We start from the raw sequence: 11,756 nt of genomic DNA on the forward strand, positions 1-11,756 counted from the left end.
AATAAAAGGTGGCTTCGAGTGCTTCAGCCACCTTTTAATGATAAAAAATTCTAATGAAAAAGATAAAAATTACAGCCTTTTTAACAGCTGGACTTCTCGTATTCAATGCATGTTCAGGAAAGAAAGACGATCCTAATCATATCGTGGTAGGAATTACCTACGGCCCGGAACTGGAAATTGCCGAAGCTGCTAAAAAGGTAGCTAAGGAAAAGTATAATCTTGATGTGGAACTGATTCCGTTCAATGATTATGTGGTTCCAAATGAGGCCTTGAATAACGAAGATATTGAAGCCAATGCTTTTCAGCATGTTCCTTATTTAAATGAACAATCAAAGCAGAGAGGCTATAAATTGGCTGTGGTTGGGAATACTTTTGTTTATCCTATTGTTGCCTATTCAAAAAAGATCAGAACAATCAGTCAACTTCAGAACGGAAGTACGGTAGTGATTCCCAATGATCCCACCAACGAAGGACGTTCTCTCCTTCTTCTTCAGAAAAACGGACTTTTAAAATTAAAAGAAGGGACCGGACTTCTTCCGAAAGTTACCGACATTACCGAAAATCCAAAACAGTTGAGAATCCTCGAAATCGAAGCTCCACAGCTTCCAAGGGTTCTGGACGACAAAGAAGTGGTTATCGCTATTATCAACAATAATTTTGCAGCACAGGCAGGACTAAATGCGGATAAACAAGGCATATTCAGCGAAGATAAAGACTCACCTTATGTGAATGTTATCGTCGCCACACATGATAATAAAAATTCTGCTAAAGTTAAAAACTTTGTAAAAGCTTACCAGTCCGATGAAGTGGCCAAAAAAGCTGAGGAGATCTTTAAAGGCGGTGCGGTGAAAGGATGGTAGGATCATAAATGATGAGAGAAGGACTTCAGAATAAAGAATAAAGAGCAAAGACATCAGATATCAGACGTCAGATTCCAGATTTTAGATTTTAGACAAGAATCAGCTGGGTTAATAAAATCTTTATTTTAAATCTCAAACCTTAAAAACACTCAAACTCGTTACTCAGAAACCCGAATCGCGCATCCCAACCCCCTAAACCCAAACTACACTTATCCATTAAAATTTATTTTCTCAATTTGAGATAATAAAAATTTTACTTACTTTTGTTGTTAATCAATAAAAAGGCATTTTATGTTCAAGAAAACCGCCATTGTAAGTTTATTCACTTTTATTGCTGCTTCATATATGGCTCAGACTCATACTCAACCCGTTTATTTAGATGAATCGAAACCCGTAGAACAACGTATTCAGGATGCTCTTTCGAGAATGACCGTGGAAGAAAAAGTGGCTATGTTGCATGCACAGTCCAAGTTCAGTTCTCCAGGTGTTCCAAGACTGGGAATTCCTGAATTCTGGACCACAGACGGCCCTCATGGTGTACGTCCGGAAGTGATGTGGGATGAATGGGATCAGGCCGGATGGACGAATGACTCGATCATTGCCTACCCTGCCCTGACGGCGCTTTCTGCAACATGGAACAAAAAAATGTCATGGAATTACGGAAAAGCTCTGGGGGAAGAAGCCCGATACAGAAAAAAAGATATCCTCCTGGGACCTGGTGTCAATATCTACAGAACACCACTGAACGGTAGAAACTTCGAATACATGGGGGAAGACCCTTACTTAACTTCAAAAATGGTGGTTCCTTATATCAAAGGAGTACAATCCAATGGTGTGGCTACTTCTGTGAAGCATTTTGCCTTAAACAACCAGGAAATGTTCCGTCATACAAGCAATGTCAATATTGATGACAGAACGTTGTATGAGATTTATCTTCCGCCTTTCAAAGCGGCTGTGACTGAAGGGGATTCATGGACGATCATGGGCGCTTATGATATGTACAAAAACCAATACGCCAGCCAAAACCAATACCTTTTAAACGATATTCTGAAAAAAGAATGGGGCTACAAAGGGGTTGTCGTATCCGACTGGGGAGCCGTCAATAATACGGAACAGGCGATCCACAACGGATTGGACCTTGAATTCGGGAGCTGGACGAACGGACTTTCAGCGGGGACAAAAAATGCCTATGACAATTACTATTTAGCAAAACCTTATTTAGATCTTATTAAAGCTGGAAAAGTAGGAACACAGGAACTTGACGATAAAGTAACCAGATTACTTCGTTTAGCTTACAAAACTACGATGAACAGGAACAAGCCTTTTGGGAATATTGCTTCTGAAGAACATAAAGCTGTGGCCAAAGAGATTGGAGAAGAAGGTATTGTATTGTTGAAAAATCAGGGAAATGTACTTCCCATTGATATTAATAAAGCTAAAAAAATTGCCGTTATCGGTGAAAATGCCATCAAAATCATGACTGTCGGTGGTGGGTCTTCGTCTTTGAAGGTAAAATATGAAACACTTCCTTTGGACGGAATCAAATCCAGATTTGGAAAACAGGCTGATGTTCAGTATGCAAGAGGGTATGTAGGTGACATTGGAGGCGAATATAACGGGGTAAAATCCGGACAGAACCTGAAAGACGACCGATCTGCCGCAGAATTACTCAACGAAGCTGTAGAATTAGCCAAAAAATCTGACTACGTTATTTTCGTAGGAGGACTGAATAAATCTGACTTCCAGGACAGTGAAGGGAACGACAGAAAAAGCTACGGACTTCCGTACAACCAGGACAACGTGATTTCAGCATTAGCGAAAGCGAATAAAAATCTTGCAGTAGTTTTAGTTTCCGGAAATGCTGTGGCTATGCCTTGGATTAAAGAAGTTCCTTCTGTTCTTCAGTCATGGTATCTGGGTTCTGAGGCCGGAAATTCTATTGCTTCTGTATTGGCAGGGGATGCGAATCCTTCGGGAAAACTTCCGTTTACTTTTCCAGTGAAGCTGGAAGATAATTCAGCCCATCAATTGGGAGAATATCCGGGACAAAAAGACGAACTGGCAGCCGGAAAAGGGAAAGACCAGAAAAATCCGATCAATATTACGTATAACGAAGGTGTTTTTGTAGGCTACCGTTGGCATGACACGAAAAAGATTAAACCCTTATTCAGTTTCGGACATGGATTAAGCTACACTACATTTGAGTTTGGAAAGGCTTCTGCTGATAAAACAGTGATGTCCCAGGACGATAAGATCACATTCACCGTAACTGTAAAAAATACAGGGAAGAAAGCCGGTGCTGAAGTAGCGCAGTTATACATCAGTGATAATAAAGCTTCTGTACCACGTCCTGCCAAAGAACTGAAAGGTTTTGAAAAGGTATATTTAAATCCGGGTGAGCAGAAGGAAGTGACTTTTACAATCAATAAAACAGCATTAAGCTATTTTGATGCAGATAAGCATGAATGGACGGCTGAACCTGGAGATTTTGAGGCTCTGATTGGAAATTCTTCTGATGCGATTAAGACGAAGGTGAGGTTTACTTTGAAATAATTATTTCTATTAATAATATTTAAAAAGCAGGTTCTATGGGATCTGCTTTTTTTGTAAAAGCCATTCTGCATTATTTAATATGTCCTTTTGTCTTGAAACAAAAGAACCAAAAGTTCAAGACTTAGAACCTTCCACTAAAAATGAAATCTATTCTCTAAAAACTCTAAATTGACTCTCTCCGTTCGTCGAACCACTTCGTTAGGTTTCATGTGGTAACACTCTATATTGAGAATCAGAATTTGTCCCGCACTCAGACAGTAGAGTTTTCTTAACGTTCACAGAATTTATTTTCTTAACGCTTCAGTTTCTTAGGTCGTTTGGAAGTCGTTCCTAGTCAAATGAAGGGATTGTATATAAATTTACTCCTTTCTTTTTTTACTCAATTACCTCATCAGTATTCTAGACATAAGCCACCTTAACCTTTGAACTGATATTCAGTCAATCGCTGTTCACCATATTTCTCTAAAATCTTCTGCTCTGCAGCCCATTTTAAATCTCTGCTGGCTGTAGGGGCCGAAATATTTTTGAAATGTTGCAGATAATCTTTTCTGCTGAATTTTTCACCCTTTATTTTTTTCCTAAAAATCAGTATTCTGTCCTTTGTATTTAAGTTCGTATTCTGAGATTGCAAAACCTGTTGAAGAGCTTCTAAAATAATCCCCAGCATAAATTCAACAAAGGGAGTAGAATTTCCTTTTTTATCAGATTCCGAAAGCTTATTATAATATTCCTTTTGATTCTTCTTAATAAGGCTTTCTACCGGAAGGTATTCAAATACGGGATACTGCTGCATCAAAATAAGAGTTTGCCATAATCTTCCCATTCTTCCGTTACCATCTAAAAAGGGATGGATAAATTCAAATTCATAATGAAAAACACAGCTTTTTATTAAGATAAGTTCAGGATCGTTTTTCAGGTATTTGAAAAGATCATTCATCAGCCCTTTTACCATTGTGCCGGACGGAGCAATATGTTCTACTTTAGAACCTTTTACTATCCCTACATTGGAAGTCCTCAGTTTTCCAGCCTTACCAATCAGATCTTTCATTAAAACAGCATGAGCCTTTTCCAGATCTTTAATACTAGTAGGTTTAAACTGCTGTAAGCGGCTATACACTTCAATGGCATTCTGTACTTCCTGAATATCTTTTAGTGGGGCAATGATCCGCTTATTATCCAGCAATGCCGTTATCTGTTCCTCAGTCAGCGTATTTCCTTCGATTTCCAATGAAGACTGTATCGTTTTAATACGGTTTTTCTTCCGTAACTCTGCTGCTGGTTTATAAAGATGGTGGGCATTAATCTCTCCAATCTTTTCAGAGATGGAGGCAACTAATAATAGGATTTTATCGGTAATAGTATATGGTGGCTTCAAAACTTGATAGTATCATTTGATAGTATCAAAGATAAAGAATCATTTTTAAATTATGTCATATTATGACATAATTTAAAAATGCCCGGATCTCACCCGGGCACCTAGCAAATTGACAAGGATTAAAAAATAGATATGCTAGTTGACATTCTCAAAATAATGAATCATTCCTCCTTCAGGAAGATGATATTTCTGTGTAGTCATTTCTGACTCTTCACTTCTGCTGTTTTCTAAAAAAGAATGACTGAACAGAGCGTAAGATGGCTGCTCTGCAAATTCATTCTTCAGCATCTGATGGGCCTCTACTACTGTTTTACCGTAAAGCTTTTTAAAACTTCCGATCGTATACTGTGAAAACTTTCCATAGTGCACGATAAACTTCAGCGACATGTCAATAGACATGCTTAGCTCCTTATTTAACTCTTTAATTTTCTGGTCAAATGCATTCCGCATTTTCCAAAGCATCGCCGAAATATGCGGATAGGAAGGATTGTTGTCATACCTGTAAAATAAAATGGCATCGCCTTCAATCTCTGAAATATCAAAATATTGATCGTTCATATCGATCAGTGTAGATAGTAGTTGTCTTACAATATATTCTCCTGTATAAAGTTTGGTATTGAACACAAATTCAGTAAACCCGCTGAAATCAGGAATAAGAATAATACCCTCATGTATATTTGTATTCTTCATAATGATTATAGTTTAAAAACCTGCTGCATCCTTACAGACGAAGCAGGTTTCATTTTACTTTATTGCCAGCCTCCGCCAACCGCCCTTTACAGGGAAGTTATAGCATTTAGTCGTTGTGCTTTCAGGGAAGCCAGCTCCAGTTCTGCCTGAAGCTTATTGCTTTGCGCGATAATCACCTCCACATACGTCGCGGAATTGTATTTAAATAAAATATCAGCTTCTTTACGGTTTCAGGGGATTTCACAGCCAAGCCTTCCGCAATTTTCTGCTGTTGGTTTTGATTGTTTTTCCTGCATCCAGCCAAGACGATCAGCGAGAGGAAAAGTATGGCATAATTGGTCTTATCGATTTCCATCACCACAAATTCTTTCACTCCGAGATCAAACTCTACCTCCTGAAGAAGCTCTTCAAAAGTAAATACAGATACAAATTCTGAGGGGTTTGTGGTAGATTTTTTAGCTATGGGAAGTGAATTAGGGTATTTGGATGAAAAAGACAAAACCCCGATGAGCTAAAAGGCAGAAGAGAAAACGATCTGCCTTTTACACCTCAATAATCAATTCCTTCTCATAGCCGTTGTATTTTTCGTCGATATAACCGTGAGGATTGCAGATCATCTCGGTTTCCCCAATGGTATATCTGCATGGGGTATGGATATGTCCGTGAATCCAGTACAGCGGTTGATGCTCTGTAATAACTTCTTCCATATCGGAAGCGTAAGCAGCAGTCAGGGGATCTTCTTTATACTGCTGCGGAACAGACTGGATACTTGGCGCATGATGGGTAACGACAATATTCCTTAAGCCTTTAGAGTTTTCCAGACTTTCTTTTAACCAGAGCCTTGAAAACTGATGAATTTTAAAGGTATCAATGGTCCGCATTTTTGAATAGGAAGGATCTCGTCTGATCATTTTATAATCATTCATTTTAGGCTGACAGATCATTCCGTAATGTAAAGGGTTTCCGAAAATAGAAAAATCCGTCCAAAGCGTTGCGCCGTGAAAACGAATCCCGTTAATATCTACGGCTTCATTTTCGAGAACAAAGACATTTGAGCCTTCTGCTGCCTGCTTTATCTTGTTTAAAGTTTTGGGATAGGAACCTTTATAATATTCATGGTTTCCCAGAACATACACGACAGGTTTGTCCTTAATTTTTGAATTGATCCATTCAATTCCTTTTGTTCCCAGATTAATGTCTCCGGCCAATACAACAACATCTGCATGATCAAAAAATAAATTAGTCGATCCGAATTCCTGATGAAGATCGCTGATGATCTGTATTTTCATACTGCTAAAATAAAAAGAACCGACAAAATAATACCGATCCTCTTCCATATAGTTTGTATAATTTTAATCCGTTTATGAAATAGCTATTTCCGATTGTCTGATTTTTAAGCTTTTAACAATAAAATACAGCAGCATTCCAAGGGCCAGCAAAGCGTATCCAACCAGGATGATCAGACTTAAATCTCCAACCGCGTATTGAGAAGGAAAGATCTGGCTCATCAAAGTCATGAACGACAACCCAATTCCTGCTCCCAGGAAATAGCTGGTAGAGCTTAAACTGGAAGCTACTCCGTAATGAGAAGGTTCTACATCCTGAATTCCCATCACTGAAAGTGCCGTAAAACAAAACGTCATTCCTATTCCTGAAATACACGCCGCTCCCAACAGTACTACTGCCAATGGATGTCCTGTGTAAACTGAAATCAGTAGAGATAAAGCACCTGCCAGCATAAAACTCCATCCGAAAACGCCCATCTGGGAAGAACTTAATCTTTTAGAAATATGGGGCAGCACAAATTTTGAAGCCAATGCAGACATGATACTGAACGGCACCAGCATAAGTCCCGCAGATGCAGCGCTGTGTCCCATGTCTTTCTGAAGCATTAATGAAATAAGGAATAAAAATCCTATAAAAAATGCCCCTAATGTAAAAAACACGACATTAGAAACCACCAATGATCGGTGTTTAAGCAAATCCAAATCGATCAAAGGTTGGGATACAGATTTTAACCTGATCAATACAGTCACCAAAAGCAAAACGGAAAGTACCAGGGAACCTATAATCATGAAAGGATTTTCTTTGATATGAACCAGTTCGTGGGTTCCATACGTAAGGCTTAAAAGTCCCAAAACAAGCAGCATTCCAGATACAAGATCCGTTTTCTGACCGGTCTCTCTTTTTTCGTCTGCAGGCAGATATTGATAGGCAAAAATTAAAGTAATTAACAAAATAGGAACATTGATAAGGAAAACCCAGTGCCAGCTTAGGTAAGTACTGATAATTCCTCCTACCGACAAACCACTTCCGGAGCCTATCGCGGCAAATGAACTGAAAATTCCAATAGCGTAGTTACGCTCCTGCTCCTCTCTGAAGGTATTGGTCACAATAGATAATGCAGAAGGCATAATGAATGCCGCTCCCAATCCCTGAAGGGCACGAAATATGGCTAAAACTTCAAAGCTTGGCGAAAGTCCTGCTCCTAGAGAAGTCAGCATAAAAATCAAAGCTCCGATAAGGAATATCTTCTTACGCCCGATCTGATCGGAAAGTTTCCCACCAATGATCAGAAAGCCTCCGAAAAACAGGACATAAAGGGTTTGCAACCACTGTACAGTCTCTGCTCCGATATGAAACTGTTCCTGAATAGAAGGAATAGTTAAATTAATAATGGCAATATCCAAAGCCTCTACAAAAGTTCCTACCGATGCTAATATTAATATTAAATTTTTCCTTGTACTCATAGATTCAAATTTCCTGCAAAATTAATTTTAAAAGAACATATTTGAAAATTATATGGTAAATTTGGAACAAATAAACTATTTAAGTTATTAAAAAAGAACAAAACCACTATCACACCCCTTAACAAGTCTAAAAACAGAACAAATGACTGCAGAACAATATACTCCTGACGAAAAAGACCTTTCTATCCTCCGTTTACTACAGAAGGATGCCAAAATGAGTGTGCGTGATATTTCCGCCAGGATCAATTTAAGCCCCACTCCTACTCATGAACGGATCAAACGGATGGAGAAACTGGGAATTATCAAAGAATACACCGCCGTAATAGACCGTAAAAAGGTAAATAAGGGTATGATGGTCATCTGTATGATTGCCCTGAATGTCCACAACAAAAAAACAGCTGGAAAATTTATTGAAGAGGTTGGAAAACTGAAAGAAGTGGTAGAGTTTTACAACATCAGTGGTGACTTTGATTTTATGCTGAAGATCCTTGCTCCGAATATGGATGATTTCCACGAATTTTTTGTCAATAAGCTTTCTGAAATTGAAGGGATCGGGCAGACGAAAAGTATTTTTGTGATGAACAGTATTAAGGAAAGTGCGCAGATTTTGTGAGAGTTTGAAGAGGAAAGCGAGAAGATGGGAGATGGAAGTTACTTTCAGCCTATAAATGGATTTCTGGTCTTTTTAAGATCCTTGTCAAGGTTTTGAACCTTGACAAGGATTTTTACCGAATTCAGATTAACTTGATGAAACTTTAAATTCAATGAAAACGGGAGTAATTGTTCTTTCTTCTTTCAGTAACTCCCACCCTCCCGCTCCCCGCTTCCTTTCTTTTAAGAATCTTTTAATATTTCAAATTCTTTGTTCTATTCAGTAATTGCTAAATTGAAGTCACATTTAAAATCACAGAATATGCCGTGGAATCCTGACGTTTACAATCAATTTAAAAACATCCGTTTTAAGCCGTTTTATGATCTCGCTGAGCTGATTACTGATGAAAAAGCAATGAAAGCAGTAGATCTTGGCTGCGGAACAGGCGAACAGACAGCCATTCTTACTAAAAAATTTCAAGATGCTGTTTTTACAGGGATTGATTCTTCTCCAGAAATGCTTGAAAAATCCAGAGCGCTGGAAAATGAGCGTCTCCATTTTAAAATTGCTACAACAGAGGCGATGCTGGATGCTGATGAAAAATGGGATCTCATCTTCAGTAATGCCGCCCTTCAATGGTCTGATGATCATCAAAACCTTTTTCCTAAACTTATTGCCAAGCTGAATACCAACGGACAATTCGCTGTACAAATGCCTTATCAACCGGGCAATACCCTGAATAAGATTCTTTTTGAACTGGCGGATAAAGAGCCTTTCCGAACCCAGCTCAATGGTTGGAACCGCCCTTCTGCCGTATTGACGATCGATGAATATGCACAGATTTTATTTGACAGTGGCCTTGAAGATCTGAATTTATCACAAAAGGTCTATCCTATTATTGCAGAGGACCATGAAACTTTATTCAACTTTATCTCAGGATCAGCTTTGATTCCTTATCTGGAAAAACTTAACGAAGAGCAACAGAAAGTGTTCACGGCAGAATTTAAACTGCGTATTGCAGAGGACTTTTCAAAACTTCCTGCTATTTATGCTTTTAAAAGAATCTTACTTTACGGAAGAAAAAAATAAAAACGTCCTGCTTTCATATTTGTGATAAGCAGGACGTTTTTGAACTGTTTTACCAGTTATTATTTCCAGTAATTCCAAACCATGCCGTCAAAAACAGCGAACGTTTTACTGGCCGTATCATAACAGATCATTCCGGGATACGGATTTTTTACATTGAGGTGCGGTGAAGATATTTTAGGAAGAATCATAGCCTTATCCGGCGATTCCAAAACGAGTATACCATCGGCACTTCCTGCAGGAGTACCAATCACGACTCCATTACCGGTTTCATCGGAACTGTTAGCTACCACTGTCGAACCATTCCCCGTATCGCTAAGTGATCTCCAGGTATTATTTTCGTAGACTTTTACTTGATCATCTGAGGCATCAAAAATAAAGGTTCCGTTGGCAGGAGTTCCTGTGGGAAGTCCCTGAGTGGCGGGAAGAATAAGACCTTTTGTATTAGAAGGTGTACTATTAAAATCCAGCACTGTGCTTCTGCCATCAACCGTTTCTTTTTCTATAGCCACCTGAGCATAAAAAGTATTAAAAACGACCAATGTCAGAGCTATACTTATGTTTTTTATATGTTTCATTTTATGTACAAATTAAGTTAATCATTACAGCTTCTTTCGATGCACTTCCATTGGGTTCCGTTGTACAGTTTTACACAACGGTCCTGAATGTCATACACAATCATTCCTTCTTTGGGCTCTGTCACGGCATCTCCAAGCTGCGGAGTCTGACTTACATGTGGCACTCTTGTAATCACGAAACCTTTTGTTTTTGACTCCAATGCAAGGAACCCGTTCGGAATATTTTCAGGCCAGCTAGTGGTTTTCTGCTGTATAGTGATTCCCATTTTGGTATAACCATCGGGTGTTCCTGAAATTCCAGGTTTCGTACAATAATCATCCAATTCAAGAACGACCTCATCGGCGAAACCGCAGGCAAATTTATCGCCAGGAAGCCCGACAGGCCATAAAGCAGGACACATAGCCTGAGTAGCGTTAGGTCCACAGAAACTGGCATTTCCGGGAGCCAATCCTGTTACGGTATCCATGGCAATGGCAATAATCTGGCTGTCATTGCTGAGTATAGAAGTTCCCCCTCCGCTCACCTGTGCCTTGGCAATACAATACGCCTTTCCCAAAGGAGCTCCGACATAGTTTATAAAAGGATAAGTGATAGACTGCTGACTGAAAGTTCCGCATATTTCCACCACACTGTAGGTTCCCATATCAATGGTTGACATTGCCCCGGGAAATGTTCCCATAAATGAAGGATCTCCCTGAGAGACTGATCCTGTAAGGGAAAGGTATGCTTTGGTTCCCAGCTTCACTTTTGAGTTCTTCTGACTTCCGAAAACACCAATGATTATGGAACCTTCTGATTTTACACTCCCTGTATCTCCGATCTCCAGATTACCATTCACGGTAATGCCTTTTACAATAAGTGACCCACCGGGCTGAATGATCAGAAAAGCATCCTGCGGAATGGTAATATCATTAACCAAAGTAAGGTTTCCGGTAAGACAATACGTTTCTCCAGGATTCATGGCCTGGCCCGTGTAAGCTATGCATTGCGCATTCGCAATACCATAAAAAAAAGCCATTAACAAGAAAATCAATTTCTTATTAATGACACCAAAATTTAGATTATTCATATGACTTTATAATAAATTAATGTTTTTTACATAATTTAATGTATTAAAAATTAAATTTTACGTTAGCTCTCCAGTGAACAATTTATGTACCAAAATTTTATTCCTAGGTCTTATTGAACCGAACTTATTTGAAGTAAATACACTTAATTAACAGCATAACAGGAATTTAAACAATTGTTTAATTTTTTTAATTTTTTTTTTT

At 38.8% G+C, this 11,756-nt stretch carries 11 protein-coding genes; 4 read left to right on the forward strand and 7 right to left on the reverse strand.

Annotated elements, in window-relative coordinates; all coding sequences use genetic code 11:
• Positions 1-53 precede the first annotated feature (53 nt).
• Positions 54-860 carry a methionine ABC transporter substrate-binding lipoprotein MetQ gene (gene metQ / locus HHL23_RS05515; protein ID WP_169233815.1) on the forward strand — a complete coding sequence of 269 codons (807 nt, stop codon included), beginning with the start codon at positions 54-56 and terminating at the stop codon, positions 858-860.
• 291 nt (positions 861-1,151) lie between these two features.
• Positions 1,152-3,413, forward strand: coding sequence for a glycoside hydrolase family 3 C-terminal domain-containing protein (locus HHL23_RS05520; RefSeq protein ID WP_169233816.1), 2,262 nt, complete (start codon positions 1,152-1,154; stop codon positions 3,411-3,413).
• 415 nt (positions 3,414-3,828) lie between these two features.
• Here the strand turns inward: HHL23_RS05520 and HHL23_RS05525 are convergent, their stop codons facing one another.
• The 5 genes from HHL23_RS05525 to HHL23_RS05545 form a co-directional block, all read right to left on the reverse strand.
• A complete protein-coding gene (locus tag HHL23_RS05525; protein WP_169233817.1) occupies positions 3,829-4,788 on the reverse strand; it encodes a Fic family protein in 960 nt (319 codons plus the stop codon).
• Between the two features lie 135 nt (positions 4,789-4,923).
• Positions 4,924-5,478, reverse strand: a complete 555-nt coding sequence (locus tag HHL23_RS05530) for a DUF2652 domain-containing protein (protein ID WP_169233818.1) — start codon at positions 5,476-5,478, stop codon at positions 4,924-4,926.
• Positions 5,479-5,650: 172 nt separating this feature from the next.
• Positions 5,651-5,977, reverse strand: coding sequence for a hypothetical protein (locus HHL23_RS05535; protein WP_169233819.1), 327 nt, complete (start codon positions 5,975-5,977; stop codon positions 5,651-5,653).
• A 43-nt stretch (positions 5,978-6,020) separates the two neighbouring features.
• Positions 6,021-6,767, reverse strand: coding sequence for a metallophosphoesterase (locus HHL23_RS05540; protein ID WP_169233820.1), 747 nt, complete (start codon positions 6,765-6,767; stop codon positions 6,021-6,023).
• Between the two features lie 72 nt (positions 6,768-6,839).
• Entirely contained in the window at positions 6,840-8,228 is a 1,389-nt protein-coding gene (locus HHL23_RS05545) for an MFS transporter (protein ID WP_169233821.1), read from the reverse strand.
• Between the two features lie 142 nt (positions 8,229-8,370).
• On the opposite strand from HHL23_RS05545, the gene HHL23_RS05550 reads away from it, so the two are divergent.
• Positions 8,371-8,841 (forward strand): Lrp/AsnC family transcriptional regulator, encoded by a 471-nt coding sequence (locus HHL23_RS05550; RefSeq protein ID WP_169233822.1) that lies wholly within the window; start codon positions 8,371-8,373, stop codon positions 8,839-8,841.
• A gap of 300 nt (positions 8,842-9,141) precedes the next feature.
• A complete protein-coding gene (locus tag HHL23_RS05555) occupies positions 9,142-9,909 on the forward strand; it encodes a methyltransferase domain-containing protein (RefSeq protein WP_169233823.1) in 768 nt (255 codons plus the stop codon).
• Positions 9,910-9,968: 59 nt separating this feature from the next.
• On the opposite strand, the gene HHL23_RS05560 is transcribed toward HHL23_RS05555, so the two are convergent.
• Together HHL23_RS05560 and HHL23_RS05565 are read right to left on the reverse strand one after the other, a co-directional pair.
• Positions 9,969-10,484 carry a hypothetical protein gene (locus HHL23_RS05560; protein WP_169233824.1) on the reverse strand — a complete coding sequence of 172 codons (516 nt, stop codon included), beginning with the start codon at positions 10,482-10,484 and terminating at the stop codon, positions 9,969-9,971.
• Between the two features lie 17 nt (positions 10,485-10,501).
• Positions 10,502-11,503 (reverse strand): hypothetical protein, encoded by a 1,002-nt coding sequence (locus HHL23_RS05565; protein WP_169233825.1) that lies wholly within the window; start codon positions 11,501-11,503, stop codon positions 10,502-10,504.
• Positions 11,504-11,756 lie beyond the last annotated feature (253 nt).

The sequence above is a fragment of the Chryseobacterium antibioticum genome (assembly GCF_012927325.1).
Classification (GTDB): domain Bacteria; phylum Bacteroidota; class Bacteroidia; order Flavobacteriales; family Weeksellaceae; genus Chryseobacterium; species Chryseobacterium antibioticum.

What these genes read in the sequence shown, in the direction of transcription:
- metQ (WP_169233815.1), top strand. Translation starts at nt 54, where the DNA reads ATGAAAAAGATAAAAATTACAGCCTTTTTAACAGCTGGACTTCTCGTA.
- HHL23_RS05520 (WP_169233816.1), top strand. Translation starts at nt 1,152, where the DNA reads ATGTTCAAGAAAACCGCCATTGTAAGTTTATTCACTTTTATTGCTGCT.
- HHL23_RS05530 (WP_169233818.1), bottom strand. Translation starts at nt 5,478, where the DNA reads ATGAAGAATACAAATATACATGAGGGTATTATTCTTATTCCTGATTTC.
- HHL23_RS05540 (WP_169233820.1), bottom strand. Translation starts at nt 6,767, where the DNA reads ATGAAAATACAGATCATCAGCGATCTTCATCAGGAATTCGGATCGACT.
- HHL23_RS05545 (WP_169233821.1), bottom strand. Translation starts at nt 8,228, where the DNA reads ATGAGTACAAGGAAAAATTTAATATTAATATTAGCATCGGTAGGAACT.
- HHL23_RS05550 (WP_169233822.1), top strand. Translation starts at nt 8,371, where the DNA reads ATGACTGCAGAACAATATACTCCTGACGAAAAAGACCTTTCTATCCTC.
- HHL23_RS05555 (WP_169233823.1), top strand. Translation starts at nt 9,142, where the DNA reads ATGCCGTGGAATCCTGACGTTTACAATCAATTTAAAAACATCCGTTTT.
- HHL23_RS05560 (WP_169233824.1), bottom strand. Translation starts at nt 10,484, where the DNA reads ATGAAACATATAAAAAACATAAGTATAGCTCTGACATTGGTCGTTTTT.
- HHL23_RS05565 (WP_169233825.1), bottom strand. Translation starts at nt 11,503, where the DNA reads ATGGCTTTTTTTTATGGTATTGCGAATGCGCAATGCATAGCTTACACG.